Raw genomic sequence first — 20,207 nt, forward strand, 5'->3', positions numbered from 1 at the left:
CGGACGGCCGTGAGCCGGCCCGTCGAGCCGGGAACGCCCGGCGCCGGATTCGCGTTCGTCGGGCGCCGCCCCGAACTGGAGCGCCTCACCCAGGCGATGCTCCACCCGCCCGCCGTCGTCCTGGTCGAGGGCGAGGCCGGTCTCGGCAAGTCCCGGCTGGTGGCCGAGGCCGCCGCCGACGCCGCCGCGGCGGGCCGCCGGGTACTGACCGGCTTCTGCCACCCGCTGCGCGAGCCGCTGGCCTTCGGCCCGGTGGTGGACGCGCTGCGCGGCGTCGGCCCGTTCCTGCCGCCCGCCGACCGCATCGCGGCCAGTGCCGGGGCACTGCGCCCGCTGCTGCCCGACCTCGCCGACCGGCTGCCGCCGCTGCCCGCGGCCGCCGGTGACGGGACGCCGGGGCTGCGGCTGCTCGTGCAGGCGGTACGGGCGCTGCTGGGCGCGCTGGGCGAGACGGTGCTGGTCGTCGAGGACCTGCACTGGGTGGACGACGCCACCCGGGAGCTGCTCCTGCTGCTGGCGCGGGACGTGCCGGCGGGGCTGGCCCTGGTCCTCACCTACCGGGCCGAGGACCTGCCGCCGGACACCCCCGCGCTCGGCGCCGCCTACCGGCGCCCCGCCGGGGTGGGCGGCGCGCTGGTGCGCCTGGCCCCGCTCGCCGAGGCCGAGGTCGACGAGCTGGCCCGGGCCGCGCTCGGCCCGCGCGCGACGCCCGCGCTCGCCCGGGTGCTGTTCGACCGCAGCGAGGGCCTGCCGCTGGTCGCCGAGGAGGACCTGATCACGCTGGGCGAGCGGCGCGGCGCCGGGGCGCTGACCAACGCCGCGGACCTGGCCGCCGACCTGGAGCAGTCCGAGGTGCCGCGCGGCCTGCACGACGCCGTCACCGAGCGGCTCGCTGCGCTGTCCCCGGACGCCGCCGCGATCGCCTCCGCGGCCGCGGTGCTCGGCGTGCCGGCCGGGGAGGACCTGCTGGCCGCGGTGGCCGGCCTGGAGGCGCAGGCCGCGGCGGACGGCCTGACCGAGGCGCTGCGGGCGGCGCTGCTCCACGAGCGGCCGCTGGCCCACTACGGCTTCCGGCACGTGCTGGCGCAGCAGGTGGCGTACCGCCGGCTGCCCGGGCCGCGGCGCACCGCGCTGCACCGGCGGGCGGTGGCGGCGCTGGGCGCGCGCGAGCCGAGGCCGCTGGTGCAGATCGCCCACCACACCCTGGCGCTCGGCGACCGGGCGGCGTGGCAGGAGGTGGCCGAGGCGGCGGCCGGTCAGGCGGTCGCGCTCGGGGACAGCGGTAGCGCGGGGGCGCTGCTGCGCCGGCTGCTGGACGAGCCCGACCTCGATCCGCACCGGCGCGGGCGGGCGGCGCTGGCGCTGGCGCGGATCGCCGCCGACGGCGTGGACTCGGTGGCCAGTGCGGCGGTGCTGACGGCGATCATCGCCGACCCTCGGCTGCCGGTGCCGGACCGGGGCGAGATCCGGCTCTCGCTGGGCTTCCTGATGGCCGTGCACGGCGGGGACCGGGCCGGTTTCGACCGGATGGAGGAGTCCCTGGAGGAGCTGGAGGAGCGTCCGGGCCGGGCGGCCAGGGCGATGGTGGCGCTGGCCATGAACGAGCGCGACGGCGCCGGGGAGCGCGCCTGGCAGTGGCTGGAGCGGGCCGAGCGGACGCTGGCCGCGCACCCGGACGAGGAGGTCGCGGCGGCCGTACGGGCGACCCGGCTGACGTTCCTGGCGCGCGAGGGCGACCCGTCGGTGTGGGAGCGGCTGGAGGAGCTGCCGCGCAGTTCGCGGCGGCCGGAGATCGTCCGGCAGACCACCCGCGCGCTGTACAACGCGGGTGAGATCGCCGTCGAACTGGGCCACGACCGGCGGGCGGCGCGGCTGTTGGAGGAGAGCCGGCGCCTCGCCCGGCAGGCGGCGATCCCCTATCTGGAGTGCTACAGCCGGATCGCGCTGGTGCGGCTGGACGGCCTGGCCGGGCAGTGGGAGGGGCTGGAGGAGCGGCTGGCCGCGCTGGGCACGGAGTTCCCCGACCTCGCGATGGCCGGGGTCGAGCAGGCGCTGCTGCTGGGCCGGCTGGCGGCGGCGCGCGGCCGGCTCGCGGTGGCGCACGCCCACTTCGCGCAGGCGGGCCCGTACGGGGAGCGGGAGTCGCAGGTGACGGGGGCGCTGCGGGCGGCGGCGGGGCTGGCGGCGCTGCAGCTGGCGGAAGGGGACGTGGCGCGGGCGGCGGCCACGCTGGAGCCGGCGCTGGCGGCGCTGCGGCTGGCCGGGGCGTGGCCGCGGGCGGCGGAGTTGCTGCCGGTGGCGGTGGAGGTGCTGCTGGCGGACGGCGACCGGGCGGGGGCCGAGGAGTTGGCCGGGCAGGCGGGGGCGCAGCTGGAGGGGCGGGACGCGCCGGCCGCGCTGGCGGCGCTGGCCTTCGCCCGTGGTCTGCTGCTGGCGGATGGGGATCCGGCGGGCGCGGGCGCGCAGTTCGTCCGCTCGGGCGGGCTCTGGCAGGAGATCGGGCGCCCGTACGAGGCGGCGCGGGCCGGGGAGCGGGCGGCGACCGTGGCGGCGGGGGTGGACCGGGCGGCGGCCGGGGAGCGGATCGCCGCGGCGGAGCGGGCGTACCTGGCGCTGGGGGCGGCCTCGGACGCGGCCCGCTGCCAGCGGCTGCGGCGGGAGCTGGGCCTGGGCCGGGCGGTCTCGCCGGGGCGGCGCGGCTACGGCGAGCGGCTGTCGCCGCGTGAGCGGCAGGTGGCGGCGCTGGCCGCGCAGGGGGCGGCGAACCAGGACATCGCGCGGGCGCTGTTCCTGTCGACCCGTACGGTCGAGCACCATGTGGCCGGTGCGCTGCGCAAGCTCGGGGTGGGGCGGGCGGGGCTGGGTGAGGCGCTGGCGGCCGAGGACGACGCCGGCTGACGCCACCCGACGCCACCCGGAAAAGGGGTCCCGCCCCGCTCCCTCAAGGGGGCGGGACCCGGTCCGGGTCAGCCGTGCTGGTGGTGCCCGGAGCGTTCGACCAGCCGGGAGAGCCGGGCCAGTCGGGCCAGGCCCGGGCGGCGCAGGCCGCTGCTGCGGCGGGCGGGCAGGACCAGCCCGGGGTCGGGGGCGGTGAAGTGCTCGTCGGCGTAGAGGCGAAGGCGCTCGCGGCGGGTCATGGCGACCTCCTGGGGGGTGAGGGTCGTCGGCTGGGGCGGGCTCCAGGAAACCGGCCGGGCCGGGGTGGGATCAATGCGTACCGCTACCCAATCCGGCCGCGAATCCTGGGTACCGCTCCCCGGCCCCGTAGCGCCCAAGGACGGTACGGGGCCGCGAAGGGGTCTGGGTCAGGCGTCCAGGGCGCGGGCCTCGGTGCCGTGGACGCGCCGCAGCCGCCCACCGGGGAGGGGGCGGCTGCGGCGCGGGCGGGTTGAGGGCGGGTCAGCGGGGCCGGCGGGGTCAGTAGCGCAGGACGGCGGCGATCCGGCCGGAGTCGGCGAGGGTTCCCTCGGGGACGAAGCCGATCTCGCCGCCGGTGTCCAGGGTGCGCTCGATCACCTCGTCGACGATGTCCTCGCGGGCCCCTTCCTGGCCGGCCTCGGCGGGCACGAGGTGCTCGCCGTCGTCGCGCACGGTGGCGCGGAAGTTCTCCTCGACCACCAGGCGGGCGATCCGGCCCTCGCCGACGGTCTGCCAGACCTCGTCCAGGCCGGCCGCGAACTGCTGGGCGCCGCGGGCCTTGTCGAGCTGGGCGAGGCTCTCGTCGACCTCCCGCCGGGCCTGGGCGCGCACGGCGGGCTCGACGACCTTGCGGACGGTCTCGGCGTCGGCCTGGGCCAGGCCGCCGTGCGGGAGCTGCGCGGTGGACTCCTTGGCGATCGGGCCGACGGCGTCCAGCAGGGCGAGCGCGGCGGCCTCGCCGACCACGTACAGCGGGCGGGGGGCGGCGGCCAGCAGCTTGCCGACCTCGGTGTCGGCCTGGCGCAGGAAGGTCTTGGTCGCCTCGTCGCGGAAGGTGCTGGGGGTGTCGCCGATCTGCTCCTGCCGCTCGGGGTCGGGGTTGTCGAAGACGCGCACCAGCGGGAAGCCGTTGCCCTTGTCCTCGGTGACCCGCTCCTCGGTGCCGCCCCACAGCACCACCTTGTCGGCGGCGACCGCGAGCACCCAGAACGGGCGCTCGGCGGCGTGTGCGGCGACCAGGTTGCGGGTGAGGTAGGTGTCGGAGAGGACCACCCGGGCGGGGGCGGTGCGACCGAGTGACCAGACCTGGTGCTCGCCGGGCGCGGCGAAGAGCGCCAGGCCGTCCTCGGCGTGCACCAGGTCGACCTCGGCGAGGGCCCGGTCGAGTTGCTCCAGCACGTCGATCCGCTCGGCGCGGGAGACCTTCGGGTCAGCCTGGACGCGCTCCTTCGCCTCGGCCAGCAGGTTGCGCAGCCGGACCGGGTCCTGGGCGTTGTCCGGCTCCCGGCGGTGCGTGGGCATCAGGATCGACACCGCCGGGTAGGGCCGCGGCCGGCGCAGCTCGGCGAGGACGGCGGGGCTGAGGTCGGGGCGCATGGAGACCCTTTCCGAAGGCGGTCGGCCTTCTTTCGTGGACGCGCGAAGCCTGGGCACTGGGCGCTGGGCACTGCTGCCAAATGTCGTCAATGTACCCATTTACGGCTTCTGCGGCGCGCGCACGACCGGGGCCGGGCACCCCGGGGTCTGCGACTGCGGGCCGCGTCCCGCCGGCGCCGTCCGGGGTCGGGCGGCGGCGTCGGCGGGACGCGACGTTATGCGACGGTCGGGGCCGTCAGAACTGGACGTCGGTACAGGAGTAGAAGGCGTTGGCGGTGTCGGCGATCTCCCAGACGGCGACGATCACCTGGTGGCCGGTGCGGCCGGTGGGCAGGGTCGCGGTGTGGGTGGTGGTGGCGGCGGGCTGGCGGCCGTTGTAGGGGACGGTCAGGAACGGGGTCAGGTCCAGGGCGGAGCGGGTGATCGGCTGGCTCGCGTCGTAGCCGGGCTTGGTCAGGTAGTACTTGAAGTTCGTGGTGGAGTGCCGGGCCTCGATCTCCCAGGTGAAGGTGAGCTGCTGGCCCGCCGTCACCTTGGTGGTCGGCCAGGCGCCGCCCCGGGGGTTGTCCAGCGGGGCCCAGCGGGCGTCGCCGCCGGCGCAGATGGTGCCGTCCGCCGGGCCGCGGCTCGGGAAGCCCTTGGGGCCCTCGACGCTCTGCGGCTCCCACTGGATGTCGCCGCAGTCCCACGGGACCGCGTTGGCGCCGCAGAGCGCGGAACGGCTCGGCGGCAGGTTGATGAAGCCGTGCGACTGGGCCGGCAGGGCCGCCGCGATCGGCAGGGCGATCGCGGCCGCGGCGGCGGCGATCAGGTGGCGCTTGCGCATGGTGCTCCTCCGTGGGGGTGGATGGAGTGTGCGCCCGGCGCGGGGCGTGCGCGTGGGGGTGCGCACGGCGGCCTGCCCGAAACATGGCATGCCCGCGCCAGACCGGTTGCCCGACACCGTAGGAGCCGCCTTCCCTTCGCGTCAATGGTCTGAACCATTTGTGGCAGCAGTGGTCTGAACCACTTTCAGGAGTCGCGCCTCAGGGGTCGGCAGTAGTTGCACAAGCGCATTACACGCTCTAGCCGATATTTCGCTCCATGGCTTATCCTGGACGGAGCCACACGTGGAAGGAGGCCGGGCCCATGACCGCCACGGACCCCGCGCTCACCGCCCTTGCCAGCGGCTGGAACGCCCTGTCCCTCCTGCACAGCCGGATCGAGTCCCACATCGAACGCGCACTGCAGGCCCGGCACGACCTGAGCGTGCGCGAGTACTCGCTGCTCGACGTGCTCAGCCGCCAGCACGACGGCGAGGGCGGACACCTGCAGATGAAGCAGGTCGCCGACGCGGTCGTGCTCAGCCAGAGCGCCACCACCCGCCTCGTCACCCGACTGGAGGACCGCGGCCTGCTGGCGCGCTACCTGTGCCCGACCGACCGCCGCGGCATCTACACCAACGTGAGCGAGGACGGGCTGAAGCTCCTGGAGCAGGCCCGCCCGACCAACGACGCCGCCCTGCGCGAGGCGCTCGACGAGGCCGCCCGCAACCCCGAGCTGACCTCGCTGGTCAGGGCGGTCGAGGCCGTGGACGCCGCCTCGCCGGCCCGTTAGAGCCTCCGCCGACAGCACCGCCCCCCCGGGCCCGGCCCGTCCCGAACCGCACACCCGCGGCTCCGGACGGGCCGGGCCCGGCCGCGTTTCCACCCCCTTCGGACCCTCCCCCCCTTCGGCCCCATGGCGCGTGCCCACTGTCCGCGCTTGCACTTATCGCGCGCCTGCAACTATTGTCGAGGCATGCAAGGCGCTCGCTCAAGCAACCACAGAAGGGTTGGGCCCATGCCTCTCGCTCTCATCGCCCTGGCCATCGGCGCGTTCGGGATCGGGACGACGGAGTTCGTGATCATGGGCCTGCTGCCCGAGATCGCCGGCGACTACGGCGTCTCCATCCCCGACGCGGGCCTGCTGGTCACCGGCTACGCCCTCGGCGTGGTCCTCGGCGCGCCGCTGATGACCGCCCTCGGCACCCGGATCGGCCGCAAGACCATGCTCATGCTGCTGATGGGCCTGTTCACGGCCGGGAACCTGCTCTCCGCGTTCGCCCCGTCCTTCCCCGTGATGCTGGCCGGGCGCATCGTGACCTCGCTCGCCCACGGCGCCTTCTTCGGCATCGGCTCCGTCGTCGCCGCCGACCTCGTCGCCCCGCAGAAGAAGGCCGGCGCCATCGCCACCATGTTCACCGGGCTAACCGTCGCCAACATCGTCGGCGTGCCGCTGGGCACCTACATCGGCCAGGCCGTCGGCTGGCGCACCACCTTCGGCGTCGTCGCCGCGCTCGGCGTGGTCGGCCTGCTCGGCATCGCCCGGCTGGTGCCCACCCTGCCCCGCCCCGAAGGCGCCCACCTGCGCCGGGAGTTGACCGCCTTCCGCAACCCCCAGGTGCTGCTCGCGATGGCGATGACCGTGCTCGGCTTCGGCGGGGTCTTCGCCGCGATCACCTACATCGCCCCGATGATGACCAACGTCGCCGGCTACTCCGACGGCTCCGTCACCTGGCTGCTGGTGCTGTTCGGCGTCGGCATGTTCCTCGGCAACCTGCTGGGCGGGCGCTACGCCGACCGCAAGCTGATGCCGATGCTCTACACCACCCTCGGCGGACTCGCCGCGGTGCTGGCGCTGTTCACCCTCACCGCCCACAGCAAGGCGCTCGCCGCCGTCACCGTCCTGCTCGTCGGCGCCCTCGGCTTCGCCACCGTCCCCCCGCTCCAGAAGCGGGTCCTGGACCAGGCCCACGGCGCCCCCACCCTGGCCTCCGCCGTCAACATCGGCGCCTTCAACCTCGGCAACGCGCTGGCCGCCTGGCTCGGCGGGGCCGTCATCTCCGCCGGCCTCGGCTACACCGCACCGAACTGGGTCGGCGCCGCCCTCGCCGCGGCCGCCCTGCTGCTGGCCCTGTGGTCCGCCGCCCTGGAGCGCCGCACCTCCGGCCGGCCGGCCACGGCCGCCGCGCCCGCACCCGTCCCCGCCCACCACTGACCCCACCCATCACTGACCCCCCTACCGGAGAACCACCATGAGCACCGCCACCGCCGTCGCCCCGCTGACCACCGCCGACGCCGAGACCCTCCTCGCCGCCGCCCGCACCGCCGCCGAGGCCGCGGGCGTGCCGGTCAGCGTCACCGTCCTGGACGCGGGCGGCCACCTGCTCGCCTTCCGCCGCGACGACCGCGCCGTGCTGATCTCCGGCGAGACCAGCACCCGCAAGGCGTACACCGCCCTCCAGCTCAACGCCCCCACCGCCGACCTGGTCGACCTGGTCAAGCCCGACGGGCCGTTCCACTCCCTGCCCACCGCGCTGGACCGCCCGCTGCTGTTCATCGCCGGCGGCATCCCCGTCCACCGCGACGGCCGGCTGGTCGGCGCCCTCGGCGTCGGCGGCGGCGCCCCCGAGCAGGACCACGCCTTCGCCACCACCGCCCTGCGGCAGCTCGGCTGACGCACCGACCGGTCCTGGCGGCCCCGGCCTACCGGCCGGGGCCGCCGGTGTCTTGGGGCCGTGGGCCGCCGGGCCCCGGGACCACCGGACCACCGGACCACCGGACCGAGGGACCACCGCAGCCGTGGCGCCACCGGGCCAAGAGCCAGCCCGGGGCCGGGCCCTGCCCCGGCAGCTCCTAGTACTCCGGGTGGCGCAGGGCGACGGCGGCGCGGACGGTGTCGGCCTGGTGGGCGGCCTGGCGGGCGACGGGCAGCCAGACGGGCTGGAAGCGCTGCTGGTACTGGGCGCACCAGTCCCGTAGGAGGTGGTCGAGGCGGGCGGCCTCGCGGGCGGCGGGGGCGCCGGCCGGCCGGACGGCGCGGCGCAGCAGGGCGGCGGCGCGCACGGGGATGCGGTGGGCCCAGAGGTCGATGCCGGCGAGGCGGGCGCGGGTGAGCGGGGTGCGCATCAGGTCGTGTCCGTGGACGTCGGGGTCCCATTGGTCGGCGAGTTGGTGCAGGGCGGTGAGCGGGGTGCGGGCGGCGCGCAGCAGCGGGGTGTCGGGGTGTCGCAGGTACGGCGTGGCGGCGTCGAGGAGTGCGGTGAGGAGTGTGCCGCGGTGGCGCAGGCGGTCGGCGTGGGTGCGCAGGTGCCGGCGGGCGGCGTCGGCGGGGCGGGTGTCGCCGAGGTGGGCGCTGGTGAAGGCGGGGACTTCGACGAGGACGGTCTGGCCGCCGTGGCGCTGGGGGGCGAACCAGGTGCCGGCCTGGCCGCCGCCGGTGTCCTGGTGGGGGGTGAGCATGCCGGTGGCGGTCTCCTGGTGGTCGATGTGGTGGGGGGTCATCAGGTAGACGCCGGGGCCTGATTCGTGCAGGTGGAAGGTGTCGAAGTTGCCGGTCTCGACGGGGATGCCGTGGTGGGCGGCGGAGCGGGCGAAGGGGTGGGCGAGGGGGGCGGGGTCGATGGTGGCCTGGAGGAAGGTGCCGCCGACGTCGGTGCTGTGGAGGGAGAACTGGAGGGTGGGGCGCAGTTCGTCGATGAGGTCGAGGAGGGCGCGGCTCTCGGGGAGGTCGGCGCCGATGGCGGGGGCCCATTCGGGCTGGTCCTCGGCGGCGGGGCGGTAGTAGTGGGCGAAGTAGGCGGGCAGGGTGCGGGCGGTGCGGCTGCCGTCGGCGAGGTGGGCGCCGTCGGGGTCGAGGCAGAGCAGGAAGTGCCAGGCGAGGTCGGGGCGTCGGGTGGTGAGGGCGTGGTGGGCGAGGTCGGTGACGGCGGCGCGGGAGGCGAACTCGTCGGCGTGGGCGCCGGCGACGACGAGGAGGTTGTGGGGGGCGTCGCGGCCGACGGTGAGGAGGGTGAGGGGGCGTCCGGCGCGGGAGGTGCCGACGGTGCGCACCCGGCACAGGTCGGGCTGCTGGGCGGCCAACCGGTGGGCGGTGGCGGTGAGTTCGTCGAGGCTGGGGTAGTGGTCGTGGAGTCGGGTGGTCCGGCCGGCGGGTGTCGTCGTGTCGGTCATCTTCGGTGTCCTCCCCTGGTGGTCGTGGCAGTAGTTGTACCTGCTGCGGGAGGGGGCCGGGCCCGCCCGGGCGCGGAGGCTCGGACGGGCCCGGACGGGGCTGGGGGTGTCAGCCGGTGATGGGGCGGGTGTCGAGGCGGATGTGGTCGACGGCCCAGTACCAGTTGTTGCCGGCGTCGTACATGCGGAACTTGAGGGTGACGGTGCGGGCTCCGGCGGGGACGGCGAAGCTGCGGGTGATGCGGGTGTTCTGGGCGTCCTTGCCGGCGTTGTCGTTGCCGGTGGCATCGGAGCTGTAGGCGAGCAGGCGGGTCTCGGTGCCGTTGTCGAAGACGGCGGTGACGGAGGCCTTCTGCGGGGCTTCCTGGCGGTAGTGGGAGTCGAAGGCGAGGTGGAGGGTGTCGGTGCCGGCCGGGATGGTGACGGCGGGCGAGGCGAGGGTGGAGTCGAAGACGCCCTTGCGGGAGGGGGAGCCGGTGTCGTCCCAGTCGTCGGGGTCGGCGACGGCGACGACGCCGAGGGCGCGGGTGAAGTTGCCGCGGTCCTGGGCGCCGAGGGCGGCCCATTCGCGCTTGGTGTGGAAGGTCCAGCCCTGGAGGCGGGCGGTGCCCTGGGGCATGGCGGGGGCGTTGACGACCGTCCAGCCCTTGGGGGCCTGGGCGGTCCAGCCGAGCAGGCCGGATTCGGGCTTGAGGGTGTCGGCGAGGGATTCGAAGTCCTCGTCGAGGAGGTGGCCGGTCATCACCGGGGCGGGGCGGGCGGCGAGTTCGCCGTCGGCGACGGCGTGGCGGCCGTCGGCCTGGGCGCGGGCGGTGACCAGCAGGCGGTGGGTGGCGGTGGCGGGCAGCTGGGCGGGCGGGGTGACCTGCCAGACGGCGGTGGCGGTGGCGCCGGCGGCGAGCTTGTCGGGTGCGGCGGTGACGGGGGTGGCGCTCCAGCCGGGCGGGAGCAGCGGCTGGGCTTCCAGGCGGGTGAGGGCGGTGGTGGCGGTGAGGGTGGCGGTGAGGGTGGCGGTGATCGTGGCGGGGCGTCCGGGCAGCAGGACGGGTTCGTCGATGGTGGTGGAGGCGGCGCCGAGGGCGAGGTCGACGGTGAGCGGGTCGGTCAGGCCGAGGGCGGGGTCGGTGACGGTGCGGTCGTCCCAGGGGAAGCGGCCGGCGATGCGGCGGCGGAAGCCGAGGTCGCCCTGGACGCCGACGGCGACGTCGTACCAGCCTTCGGGGCCGACCTTGAGGTTGACGGTGCGGTCGTCGCCGGCCGCGACGCGGACCTCGCGCAGGCCGTCGCCGTAGGCGAGGTCGCCGACGAGGAAGGTCTGGGCGGTGCGCGAGCGGTTGATGACGTCGACTTCGAGCACCTTGCCGTCGCTCTCCTCGGACAGGGAGATCTCGTAGGCGGAGGCGGTGTCGCCGCGCAGGTGCCACAGGGCGCCGTTGGGGCCGTGGACGCGCAGGTCGTAGCCGGCGGGGCCGACCTTCCAGACGTCGGACAGCCGGCTCCTGGCGGCGACGGTGTAGTGCTTGGGGGCTTCGCCGGGGGCGGGGTAGACGGCGAAGACGGCGCCCTGGCGGCCCTGGTTGACGAAGTCGAGGGTCAGTTCGTCACCCTTGAGGCGGGGCTTGACGAGCAGGTTGTAGGGGGCGGGGCGGGAGGAGCGGGTGCCGCGTTCCTGGCGGGGGAAGGTCTGCGGGCTGGGCACGGTGGGGGCGGGGAGTTTGCCGGTGTCGGTGACCTTCTGGCGGTTGCCGCTGGTGTCGGGCAGTTGCGGCCAGGCGGGGTTGCGGCCGGAGAAGTCGAAGATGTCGGTGAGGTCGCCGCAGACGGCGCGCCGCCAGGCGCTGATGTTGGGTTCCTGGACGCCGAAGCGCTGTTCGAGGAAGCGCAGCACGGAGGTGTGGTCGTAGACGGTGGAGTCGACGACGCCGCCGCGGGTCCAGGGTGAGACGACGACCATGGGCACGCGCACGCCCAGGCCCATCGGGTAGGGGCCGGAGACGAGGGTCTCGCCGGCGGGGAGGGTGTCGGACCAGGTGAGGGTGCCGTCGGCGGCCTTGACCCGGTACCTGCCGTCCTGGCCGACGACCCGGTGGTAGGTGGAGGAGCCCTTGGAGACGCGGACGACGACCTCGCCGTCGACGGGGACGTTGGACTTGCCGCGGCCGTCGGCCAGCGGCGGGACGGGCGGCAGCTGGTGGTCGAAGAAGCCGCCGTGCTCGTCGTAGTTGAGGATGAAGACGGTCTTCTGGAACACCTCGGGCTTGGCGGCGAGCGCGGACAGGAGCCGGGAGGTGAGGTGCTCGCCGTTCGGCGGGGCGTAGTTGGCGTGCTCGGACAGGGCGGCGGGGGCGACGATCCAGGAGACCTGCGGGAGGCGGTCGGCCTGGACGTCGGCGGTGAAGGCCTCGACGAGGGCGTCGCCCATGGCGAACGGGTCGTTCTTCTTGGCGGGGTCGCCGACGGCGCGCATGCCGCGCTCGTAGAGCGGCTCACCGGGCTTGGCCTTGACGAAGGGGGCGAACCAGGCGAGGGCGTTGTCGTCGAAGTTGTCGATGGCCTGGTAGGTCTTCCAGCTGACGCCGGCCTGTTCCAGGCGCTCGGCGTAGGTGGTCCACTCGTACCCGCCGGGAATCTCGGTGTTGTCGGTCACCGGGGTGTCGCGGACGGTGCCGCCGCTGGTGCCGGTCATCAGGTGGTCGCGGTTGGTGTTGGTGTTGCACTGCACGGAGGCGTAGTAGGCGTCGCAGACCGTGAACACCGAGGCGAGGGCGTGGTAGAAGGGCATGTCGGCGGACTCGTAGTAGCCCTGGCCGAGCCAGCCGGAGGAGCGGCGGGTGACGGAGCCGTCGGCGCGGCCGTCGTTCCAGGCGTTCATGGAGTCGCCGTAGCCGAAGGACGGGGCGCCCTGCTGGTAGGCGTTGGTGTGGGCGGCGTTCATCGCGAAGGGCAGCAGGTAGCCCTCCTTGCGGCCGGGGTCGGGCTGGTGGAACACCGAGCGGCCGTCGACGCCGCGCACGGCGGTGCGGTCGCCGAAGCCGCGGACGCCCGCGAGGGTGCCGAAGTAGTGGTCGAAGGCGCGGTTCTCCTGCATGAACACCACGACGTGCTGGATGTCCGCCAGCCGTCCGGGCCGGGCCGGTGCGGCGAGCGCCTGCTGGACGCTGATCGGGAGGGCGGACAGCACCGCGGCCGCCGCCGCGCCGCCGAGGATGCTGCGGCGCGACAGTTCGGGCTTCGGACTCATGGGGGTGGGGCTCCTTGCTGACGGACCGCGGGTCTTCGGAACGGGGGCTCCGGTACGGGGGCCGGCCGCGCGGTTCGGACCGGACCCGTTATGTGTACGAGACCGAGGTGGACGCAGCCGTGGTGTCCGATGACGGGTCGATGACCGGCAATCGACTCCGAGCTGTACAGACAACTTGACGACAGTTGATCAATCAGTTGATCCGTCAACCAGCCCGGACCGGCCGTCAGGAGCCCCACCGGGCGGCCCGGCACGGCCCGTCCCGGCGCCCCGCGCACTCCCCCGTCACCCGTGTGCCGCAGCCGGGGTGTCGGGCCGCGCGGACACGGGCAGACGCGCGGCGTGAACCCCATCGAGCGGGGCCTGCGGGCCGTGGACCGCTTCCAGCAGCGCCACCGGGCCCCCGGCCTGGTGATCGGCGTCGTGCGCAAGTACGGGGACGACCGGGGCGGGCTGCTGTCCGCCCTGATCACCTACTACGGCTTCGTCGCCCTGATCCCGCTGCTGCTCCTGCTCAGCACCGCCCTCGGCTTCGTCCTGCACGGCCACCCCGGGGCGCAGCGCGCGGTGCTGGACTCCGCGCTCGCCGACTTCCCGATCATCGGCGACCAGCTGCGCCGCAACGTCCACTCGCTGCAGGGCAGCGGCCTGGCGGTGCTGATCGGCGTGCTCGGGCTGCTGTACGGCGCGCTGGGCATCGCGCAGGTGCTGCAGCACGCCATGGCCGAGGTCTGGAACGTGCCGGGGGTGAAGCGGCCCGGCTACTGGCCGCGGCTGGCGCGCAGCGTGCTGCTGTTCGCGGTCCTGGGCAGCGGGCTGGTGCTGGGCACGGCCGCCGCCTCGCTGGTCGGCGGCACGCTGGCCGGGCCGGCCGCCCGGGTCGGGGGGCTGGTCGTCTCGGCGCTGGTGAACGCCGCGCTGTGCCTGGCCTGCTTCCGGGTGCTCACCCCGCACGAGGTGCCGCTGCGGTCGCTGTGGCCGGGCTGCGCGCTCGCCGGACCGCTGTTCACCGTCCTGCAGGCGACCGGCTCGCTGCTGGTCGCCCACGAGCTGCGGCACGCGAGCCAGGTCTACGGGTTCTTCGCGACGGTGATCGGGCTGCTGTTCTGGCTCTACCTGGCCGCGCAGGTCACCGTGTACGCGGCCGAGGTCAACGTGGTGCTGGTGCGGCGGCTGTGGCCGCGCAGCCTGCTGCAGCCGCCGCTGACGGAGGCCGACGTGGCGGTGCTGTCCTCGGTCGCCCGGCAGGAGGAGCGCCGGCCCGAGCAGCGGGTCGACGTGTTCTTCCACGACGAGCCGTCACCGCCCGAGGAGCCGGAGGAGCGCGAGGAGCCGGAGGGGGACGGCGGGGAGGACGGGAAGGGCGGGGACGGCGGGAAGGACGGCGGCGGCCGGCCCGCCTGAGGGGCGAGCGCGGTTTCAGCCGCGGGCCAGCCGGTGGGCGTCGAACTCGGCCCAGATCGCCTTGCCCTGGCCGTGCGGCTCGGCGCCCCAGCGGTCGGCGGTGCGTTCCACGATGAACAGGCCGTGGCCGCCGGGCAGGGCCGGCTCGTGCGGCAGGCGCAGCGCGGGCATGGCCGGGCTGCGGTCGCTGACCTCCACCCGCAGGCGCTGCCCGGTGGCGTCCAGGACCAGCTCCAGCGGGCCGCCACCGTGCAGCATGGCGTTGGCCACCAGCTCGGCGACCAGCAGCACGACGTCCGCGCCGACGCCCTCGTGGGCGCCGGGCGCACCGGTGGGGGCGTACCAGTCGCCGACGGCCTCGGCGGTGAAGGCGCGGGCCCGGGCGACGGGCTTGGGGAGCCCGGCCAGGGGCAGCCGTCTGCGCTGGCCGCCGGGCGGCAGCGCCGGGCCGGACCGGTGCGCTTCGCCGTCCAGGGTTCCCCGGCTCATCGTCATGTGAGGGCGCCCTTTCGGATCGACGGCGGTTCGCATGGTCGGTTTCCCGGCGCTTTCGGGATTATGCCTGCGCCGGCGCCGGGCGCGCGGCCACCGCGGCGCGGCACGCCGGGACGCCGCGTCCCGCGAAACGTGGACCGGCTCAGGCCGCCAGGGCCTCCTCGGCCGAGGCGTGGATGGAGAACACCGCGCGGGTGCCGGTCAGTTCGAGGACCCGCATGACGGTGGGCGGCACCGCGGCCAGGTGCAGGTCCACGCCCTCCTCCCCCGCCGCGAGGCGGGTCTTGAGCAGGAGGTTCAGGCCGGAGGAGTCGCAGAAGCCGACCTCGGCGAGATCGATCACCACGGCGCCGGGCCGCTGCGCGACCAGGGCGGTGAGGGTGTCGGCGGCGGGGGCGAGCGTCTCGATGTCGAGGTCGCCGGCCAGGACGCAGACCACCGCGCCGGAGGCCACGGGGCGGGTGCGTACCGCCAGTTCGGCACGGTACGGGGAGGCCGCCGGCGCGTGGTCCCGCCGGTCGTCGTCGGATGGCATCATCGTCGTCCCCTCCATGTCCGTGCCCTCCGACCTTACGTAGGCGGCGTCCCGCGGCCAAGCGGGGGGTCGGTGCGCCGGCTCAGTCCTCCTCCAGCCCTTCGCGCAGGCGCCGCAGGGTGCGGGCGAGGAGGCGGGAGACGTGCATCTGGGACAGCCCCAGGCGGGCGCCGATCTGCGACTGGGTCAGGTCCTCGCAGAAGCGCATCGACAGGATCAGCCGCTCGCGTTCCGACAGGGCGCCGACCAGCGGCTTGAGCGCGACGAGGTCCTCGACCCGGGAGAGGTCCGGGTCCTCCTCGCCGATGCGCTCGGCCAGGCTGCCGGGGCGGTCGTCGTCCTCGGTGCCGGTGTCCAGGGAGCCGGCGGTGTGCCCGTTCGCGGCGGTGAGGCCCTCGATCACCTCGTCCTCGGCGAGTTGGAGGTGGGCGGCGAGTTCGGCCACCGTGGGGGCCCGGTCCAGCTCCTGCGCCAGGTGCTCATGGGCCTTGGCCAGGACGATCCGCAGCTCCTGGAGGCGGCGGGGCACGTGGACGGCCCAGGTGGTGTCGCGGAAGTGCCGGCGGATCTCGCCGAGCACGGTGGGCAGGGCGAAGGTGGTGAACTCGACGCCGAGTTCGGCGTCGAAGCGGTCGATGGCCTTGATCAGGCCGACGGCGCCGACCTGCAGCAGGTCCTCCTGCGGCTCGCGGTGCGCGTTGAAGCGGCGGACCGCGAACCGGACCAGGGACAGGTTCATCTCCACCAGGGTGGACCGCACGTACGAGTACTCCCGGGTGCCCTCCTCCAGGACGGCGAGGCGGCGCAGCAGCACCCGGGTGAGTTCGCGGGCGTCGGCCGGCGGGACCTCCCGCGGGTCCTCGGCGGCGGCGAGCTCGGGTGGCAGCAGGTCGCGCAGCGCCGGCGCGGGCGCGGCGGGGGCGGCCGTGCGGGAGGGGTCCTTCGTCGGCGAAGCGGCGGAGGCGGTCAGTTCACCAGTGGTCGTGACCATCGGAGTCCTTCCTCGTGTCGGCACGGTCGAACGCCCCGGATACCCCGCCTCGGCCGATCGATGCAGTGGCGGCGCGTGGAGGTTTGGTGAATCCCGGGCCGGGCGTATCCGGGCCGCGGCCGGGTCGAGGGGGAGACACCGCCACGAAGAGGCCCCGACTCCTAAGGGGCGGTGGGGTGGTGGAGCCGGCGGGCGGCGGTGCGGATGGCGAGGGTGTACGGGGCGTCGAGGGCGCGGGTGGGGGCGTCGAGGTCGTCGAAGGGCACCAGGGCCCGGTGGGTGTCGTCGGTGGTCTGGGTCCAGGCCGTCCAGGCGTTGTGGACGTCCTCGTCGGTGACCTGCTCGCCCTTGGCCTGGAGCAGCACGGCGTAGATGCGGAAGAGGTCGTCGGAGCCCGCGGGAGGTCTGGCCTCGGTGGGCAGGCAGGAGCGGATCAGGTCGGCGATGGGGTCGAGGTGGCTCATACGGCCAGTGTGCCGGTGGCGAGCGTGCCGGTGAGCAGGATCAGGTGGGCCAGGGCGAATATCACGGGCACGAGCCGTTCGGTGGTGCCGAGTTCGGTGTAGTGCCGGTGGCGGCGGCCGGTCGCGGCGCTGTTCCGAAGGACGTCCCACTCCTCGGTGTAGATCCGCGCGGGCAGCTTCTCCTCCAGGCTGTTGATGACCCGGAACTTGGCACCGTTGAGGTCCCGGTAGCTGCGCAGCTGCATCCACCAGGCGCCGGAGAGGGTGATGCCGGCCAGTGCGACGGCCGTCGCCACCCACCACGGGGACTCCGACAGCTTCGGTATGCCGAAGCCGATCAGGGTGACCAGCGCGGTCTGCACGGACAGGAAGAAGGTGTTGGCGCTGCCCCGGCGGGCGGAGATCCGGTCGGCCATCTCCACGGCGAGCAGGTACAGTTCCAGCGTTTCGGACCGGCCGTTCGGCTCCTGCGGCTTGGTCATCGCGCGGCCCCCTCGGGCGGGTGGTGTGCCGGCTTCGCCCACTGCCCGGGCTCGGCCCGATGTGTCCATCCTTCCCTGCGGGTCGGCCCGTCAGTGCTGCGCGCCGACGGCGGCGGCCACCGTGGCCGGGGTGGCCGCGGCGGCGGTGCCGGTCGGCAGGGCGCGCAGGGCCGCCTCGGCCTGCGCCTCGCCCTCCCCGTACTGGTGGGCGCGGGCCTCGCGCAGCGCGGCGCCGAGGTGGAGGGCGGCCTGTTCCGGGCGGCCGGTGGCGGCCAGGGCGCGGCCGTAGAGGGTCTGCAGGACCACCCGGCGGGTGACCGGGAAGGGCGGTTCGGCGACGGCCAGGCCGCGGGCGGCGTGGTGGGCGGCCTCCTCGGCGGCCCCGCCGGCCAGGCACTCGTGGGCGAGGTGCTGGCGGGCGAGGGCCACCAGGTCGGCGCGGTCGGCCCGTTCGGCCAGGGACAGGGCCTTCAGCAGCAGGCCGCCCACCCGGGCCCGGCCGGCCCGGTCGCCGTGGCGGGCGAGGGCGATGGCGAGGTTGACCAGGGCGACGGCCCTGGCGGTGCCGTCGCCGGCCCGGTCGGCGAGGTCGGGGGCGCGTTCCAGGTGGACGAGGGCCTCCCCGGGGCGGCCCTCCTCCAGCAGCACCCAGCCCAGCAGGGCCCGGGCGCGGGACTGGGCGCCGGGGTCGCGGTCGGCCTCGGCGGCGGCCAGGCCGTGTTCGAGCAACGGCACCCAGCCGTCCCGGACCTGCCAGACGATCAGCGGCCACTGGAGCAGCACCAGGCGCCAGGCCCGGTCGTGCAGTCCGGCGGCGACCGCCGCCTCGACCGCCCCGCGCAGGGTGTCGCGTTCGGCGGCGTACCAGGCGAGCGCGCTCGCCCGGTCGGGGAAGGGGCGGACCTCGGCGGGGCGGCGGGTGCCGGGCGGCAGGGTGCAGCACGGCTCGCTGCCGGGTTCGGCGGCGGCGCAGGCGGTGAGCAGGGTGTTGAGCAGGTGGTCGAGCAGGCGGGGCAGCACCTGGGCGTCGGTGTCGCCGGGCAGGCTGCGGGCGTAGAGGCGGACGAGGTCGTGCAGGGTGTAGGCGTCCCGGCCGATCTGGACGATCAGGTGGGCGGTGGCCAGTTGGGCCAGGGCGTCGGCGGCCTCCTCGGGGCGGCAGCCGGCCAGGGCGGCGGCCGTGCGGCTGTCGAGGGTGGTGCCGGTGTGGGCGCCCAGGCGGCGGAACGTCCGGCGGGCGGGGTCGCCCAGGTGCTGGACGGTCAGGGCGAGGGCGGCGGCGACGCTGGTGTCCTCGACGTCCAGGAGGTCCAGGCGGTCCTGCTCGTCGGCGAGTTCGTCGGCCAGGGCGGCGAGTGTGCGGGCCGGGCCGGTGGCGAGGCGGGCGGCGGCCAGCCGCAGGGCCAGCGGCAGGCCGTCGCACAGGCCGGCCAGCCGGGCGGCGGCCTCGGGTTCCGCGGCGACCGGGTCGGGGCCGAGGGTGGCGGCGAGCAGGGAGACGGCCTGCGGGGAGGACAGTTCGGCCAGCGGCACCGGGCGGGCGGCGTCGGAGGCGACCAGGCCACCGAGCCGGTCGCGGCTGGTGACCAGGGTGACGCAGTCGTCGCCGTCGGGCAGCAGCGGGCGGACCTGCTCGGAGCGGCGGGCGTTGTCCAGGACGATGAGCATCCGGCGGGTGGCCGTCAGCTCCCGGTAGCGGGCGGCCATCGCCTCGGGGGTGGCGGGCATCCGCTCGGCGGGCAGGCCGAGGACGAGCAGCAGTTCGCGCAGCACGGCGGCGGTGTCGCGTTCCGGCAGCGTGCTGTGGCCGCACAGGTCGACGAAGAGCCGGCCGTCGGGGAAGTCCCGGTGGCGGTGGTGCGCCCAGGACAGGGCGAGGGCGGTCTTGCCGACGCCGGCGCCGCCGGTGAGCACGGCGACGGCGCCGGGGGCGGCGGTGGCCCGGTCGACGGCGGCCAGTTCGTCCTCCCGGCCGGCGAAGCCGCGCGGGCGGCGGGGGAAGGGCCAGGGCGCCGGGGCGGGCGTGGGCTCGGGCACGGGGATGAGGACGGGGACCGGGACCTGGACGGCGACGGGGGCGGGGGCGGCTTCGGGGGCCGGGCCGCCGACGGCGGGGGCCGGTACGGGCGGGCTCGGCGGGGCATCGGTGCGCAGCAGCCGGTCGTAGGCGTCGGTGAGTGCGGGCCCGGGGTCCATGCCGAGTTCCTCGGCCAGGGCGCGGCGGGTGCGGTGGAACCAGTCCTGGGCCTCCGAGCGGCGCCCCGCGCGGCCGAGCGCGTGCATGAGTTCGGCGACCAGCGGTTCGCGCAGCGGGTTGGCGGTGGCCTCGGTGCGCAGCAGGTGCGCGGCGGCGCCGTGGTCGCCGAGCCGGCCGTGGGCGCGGGCGAGTTCCTCGACGGCGGTCAGCCGCAGGTCCTCCAGGGCCTGGGCGGCGGCCTGCAGTGGCAGGCCGGGGGTGGTGCCGGTGAGGGCGGGGCCCCGCCACAGGGCGAGTGCCTCGCGCAGGGCGGCGGCGGCGAGGGCGGCGTCGTCCAGGGTGCGGGCGCGGGCCACCAGCTGTTCGAACCGTACGGTGTCCACCGCGTGGTCGGGTGTCCGTAGCAGGTAGGCGCCGTTGTCGGTGACGAGTTCGATGCCGGCGGCGGGGGCGTCGTGGGCGGTGAGCAGGGCACGCAGCCCGGAGACGTGGTTGTGGATGACGGTGCGCGAGTGCCGGGGCGGCGCCTCGTCCGCCCAGAGGGCCTCGGTGAGCCGTTCGACGGTGACCGGTGCTCCGGGGTTCAGCAGCAGCATGGCCAGCAGGCTGCGGCGTTTGGCCGATCCGGCCGGAAGCTCCCGGCCGTCCTCGGCCACCACGGCCACCGAGCCCAGCAGTCGGAACTCCACGCACCACTCCTTAGATGTATATGACAATCATATGACGGCAGGCGATCTGTCGATCGCGGAGCGTTGTCTCCCCTGCTCCACGGGCGGGGGGGGCCGGGGCGGGGCCCCCCCCCGCCCGGGCCCCCCCGGGGGGGGGGGGGGCCCGGGGGGGGGGGCGGGGGGGGAGCCGGGTGGGGTGGGGGGGGGAGAAAACCGGTGGGGGGCCCCCGGGGGTTGTTTAG

16 protein-coding genes are annotated in these 20,207 nt (G+C 75.6%); 5 read left to right on the top strand and 11 right to left on the bottom strand.

From position 1 onward, the window contains the following. The first annotated feature begins 9 nt into the window (after positions 1-9). Entirely contained in the window at positions 10-2,898 is a 2,889-nt protein-coding gene (locus tag ACGF13_RS35700) for an ATP-binding protein (RefSeq protein ID WP_392883380.1), read from the top strand. 68 nt (positions 2,899-2,966) lie between these two features. Here the strand turns inward: ACGF13_RS35700 and ACGF13_RS35705 are convergent, their stop codons facing one another. The 3 genes from ACGF13_RS35705 to ACGF13_RS35715 all read right to left on the bottom strand — a co-directional run bounded on the left by ACGF13_RS35705 (position 2,967) and on the right by ACGF13_RS35715 (position 5,341). Further along, positions 2,967-3,137 carry a hypothetical protein gene (locus ACGF13_RS35705; protein ID WP_392883381.1) on the bottom strand — a complete coding sequence of 57 codons (171 nt, stop codon included), beginning with the start codon at positions 3,135-3,137 and terminating at the stop codon, positions 2,967-2,969. Between the two features lie 280 nt (positions 3,138-3,417). Continuing rightward, on the bottom strand, positions 3,418-4,515 hold the full coding sequence (locus ACGF13_RS35710; RefSeq protein ID WP_392883382.1) for a chemotaxis protein: 1,098 nt from the start codon (positions 4,513-4,515) through the stop codon (positions 3,418-3,420). A 235-nt stretch (positions 4,516-4,750) separates the two neighbouring features. Further along, a complete protein-coding gene (locus ACGF13_RS35715; RefSeq protein WP_392883383.1) occupies positions 4,751-5,341 on the bottom strand; it encodes a lytic polysaccharide monooxygenase in 591 nt (196 codons plus the stop codon). A gap of 302 nt (positions 5,342-5,643) precedes the next feature. Between ACGF13_RS35715 and ACGF13_RS35720 the strand changes: the two genes are divergently transcribed. From ACGF13_RS35720 to ACGF13_RS35730, 3 genes are all read left to right on the top strand, one after another. Next, entirely contained in the window at positions 5,644-6,111 is a 468-nt protein-coding gene (locus ACGF13_RS35720; RefSeq protein ID WP_392883384.1) for a MarR family winged helix-turn-helix transcriptional regulator, read from the top strand. Between the two features lie 225 nt (positions 6,112-6,336). After that, complete coding sequence (locus ACGF13_RS35725; protein WP_392883385.1) at positions 6,337-7,533, top strand: MFS transporter; 1,197 nt, start codon at positions 6,337-6,339, stop codon at positions 7,531-7,533. Between the two features lie 37 nt (positions 7,534-7,570). Next, positions 7,571-7,993, top strand: a complete 423-nt coding sequence (locus ACGF13_RS35730) for a heme-binding protein (RefSeq protein WP_392883387.1) — start codon at positions 7,571-7,573, stop codon at positions 7,991-7,993. A gap of 178 nt (positions 7,994-8,171) precedes the next feature. On the opposite strand, the gene ACGF13_RS35735 is transcribed toward ACGF13_RS35730, so the two are convergent. Next, positions 8,172-9,488 carry a M14 family zinc carboxypeptidase gene (locus ACGF13_RS35735; protein ID WP_392883388.1) on the bottom strand — a complete coding sequence of 439 codons (1,317 nt, stop codon included), beginning with the start codon at positions 9,486-9,488 and terminating at the stop codon, positions 8,172-8,174. 109 nt (positions 9,489-9,597) lie between these two features. Beyond that, a complete protein-coding gene (locus ACGF13_RS35740; protein ID WP_392883389.1) occupies positions 9,598-12,729 on the bottom strand; it encodes a phosphocholine-specific phospholipase C in 3,132 nt (1,043 codons plus the stop codon). Positions 12,730-13,071: 342 nt separating this feature from the next. On the opposite strand from ACGF13_RS35740, the gene ACGF13_RS35745 reads away from it, so the two are divergent. Continuing rightward, positions 13,072-14,133, top strand: a complete 1,062-nt coding sequence (locus tag ACGF13_RS35745; protein WP_392883390.1) for a YihY/virulence factor BrkB family protein — start codon at positions 13,072-13,074, stop codon at positions 14,131-14,133. 15 nt (positions 14,134-14,148) lie between these two features. Here ACGF13_RS35745 and ACGF13_RS35750 read toward each other — a convergent pair whose 3' ends face one another. The 6 genes from ACGF13_RS35750 to ACGF13_RS35775 form a co-directional block, all read right to left on the bottom strand. Further along, the gene (locus ACGF13_RS35750) at positions 14,149-14,628 is read right to left on the bottom strand and encodes an ATP-binding protein (RefSeq protein ID WP_392883391.1); all 480 of its coding nucleotides are present in this window, start codon (positions 14,626-14,628) and stop codon (positions 14,149-14,151) included. 142 nt (positions 14,629-14,770) lie between these two features. Then, the gene (locus ACGF13_RS35755) at positions 14,771-15,166 is read right to left on the bottom strand and encodes an STAS domain-containing protein (RefSeq protein ID WP_392883393.1); all 396 of its coding nucleotides are present in this window, start codon (positions 15,164-15,166) and stop codon (positions 14,771-14,773) included. 79 nt (positions 15,167-15,245) lie between these two features. Then, complete coding sequence (locus ACGF13_RS35760) at positions 15,246-16,154, bottom strand: SigB/SigF/SigG family RNA polymerase sigma factor (protein WP_392883395.1); 909 nt, start codon at positions 16,152-16,154, stop codon at positions 15,246-15,248. Between the two features lie 161 nt (positions 16,155-16,315). Then, positions 16,316-16,618, bottom strand: coding sequence for a hypothetical protein (locus ACGF13_RS35765; protein WP_392883396.1), 303 nt, complete (start codon positions 16,616-16,618; stop codon positions 16,316-16,318). Continuing rightward, positions 16,615-17,100 (bottom strand): hypothetical protein, encoded by a 486-nt coding sequence (locus ACGF13_RS35770; RefSeq protein WP_392883398.1) that lies wholly within the window; start codon positions 17,098-17,100, stop codon positions 16,615-16,617. Before ACGF13_RS35770 ends, ACGF13_RS35765 begins: the two co-directional genes overlap by 4 nt. A 90-nt stretch (positions 17,101-17,190) precedes the next feature. Further along, positions 17,191-19,986 carry a BTAD domain-containing putative transcriptional regulator gene (locus tag ACGF13_RS35775; RefSeq protein ID WP_392883400.1) on the bottom strand — a complete coding sequence of 932 codons (2,796 nt, stop codon included), beginning with the start codon at positions 19,984-19,986 and terminating at the stop codon, positions 17,191-17,193. Positions 19,987-20,207: the final 221 nt, after the last annotated feature.

The sequence above is a fragment of the Kitasatospora sp. NPDC048286 genome (assembly GCF_043201735.1).
Lineage (GTDB): Bacteria > Actinomycetota > Actinomycetes > Streptomycetales > Streptomycetaceae > Kitasatospora.

What these genes read in the sequence shown, in the direction of transcription:
- ACGF13_RS35705 (WP_392883381.1), bottom strand. Translation starts at nt 3,137, where the DNA reads ATGACCCGCCGCGAGCGCCTTCGCCTCTACGCCGACGAGCACTTCACC.
- ACGF13_RS35710 (WP_392883382.1), bottom strand. Translation starts at nt 4,515, where the DNA reads ATGCGCCCCGACCTCAGCCCCGCCGTCCTCGCCGAGCTGCGCCGGCCG.
- ACGF13_RS35715 (WP_392883383.1), bottom strand. Translation starts at nt 5,341, where the DNA reads ATGCGCAAGCGCCACCTGATCGCCGCCGCCGCGGCCGCGATCGCCCTG.
- ACGF13_RS35720 (WP_392883384.1), top strand. Translation starts at nt 5,644, where the DNA reads ATGACCGCCACGGACCCCGCGCTCACCGCCCTTGCCAGCGGCTGGAAC.
- ACGF13_RS35725 (WP_392883385.1), top strand. Translation starts at nt 6,337, where the DNA reads ATGCCTCTCGCTCTCATCGCCCTGGCCATCGGCGCGTTCGGGATCGGG.
- ACGF13_RS35730 (WP_392883387.1), top strand. Translation starts at nt 7,571, where the DNA reads ATGAGCACCGCCACCGCCGTCGCCCCGCTGACCACCGCCGACGCCGAG.
- ACGF13_RS35735 (WP_392883388.1), bottom strand. Translation starts at nt 9,488, where the DNA reads ATGACCGACACGACGACACCCGCCGGCCGGACCACCCGACTCCACGAC.
- ACGF13_RS35740 (WP_392883389.1), bottom strand. Translation starts at nt 12,729, where the DNA reads ATGAGTCCGAAGCCCGAACTGTCGCGCCGCAGCATCCTCGGCGGCGCG.
- ACGF13_RS35750 (WP_392883391.1), bottom strand. Translation starts at nt 14,628, where the DNA reads ATGACGATGAGCCGGGGAACCCTGGACGGCGAAGCGCACCGGTCCGGC.
- ACGF13_RS35755 (WP_392883393.1), bottom strand. Translation starts at nt 15,166, where the DNA reads ATGATGCCATCCGACGACGACCGGCGGGACCACGCGCCGGCGGCCTCC.
- ACGF13_RS35760 (WP_392883395.1), bottom strand. Translation starts at nt 16,154, where the DNA reads ATGGTCACGACCACTGGTGAACTGACCGCCTCCGCCGCTTCGCCGACG.
- ACGF13_RS35765 (WP_392883396.1), bottom strand. Translation starts at nt 16,618, where the DNA reads ATGAGCCACCTCGACCCCATCGCCGACCTGATCCGCTCCTGCCTGCCC.
- ACGF13_RS35770 (WP_392883398.1), bottom strand. Translation starts at nt 17,100, where the DNA reads ATGACCAAGCCGCAGGAGCCGAACGGCCGGTCCGAAACGCTGGAACTG.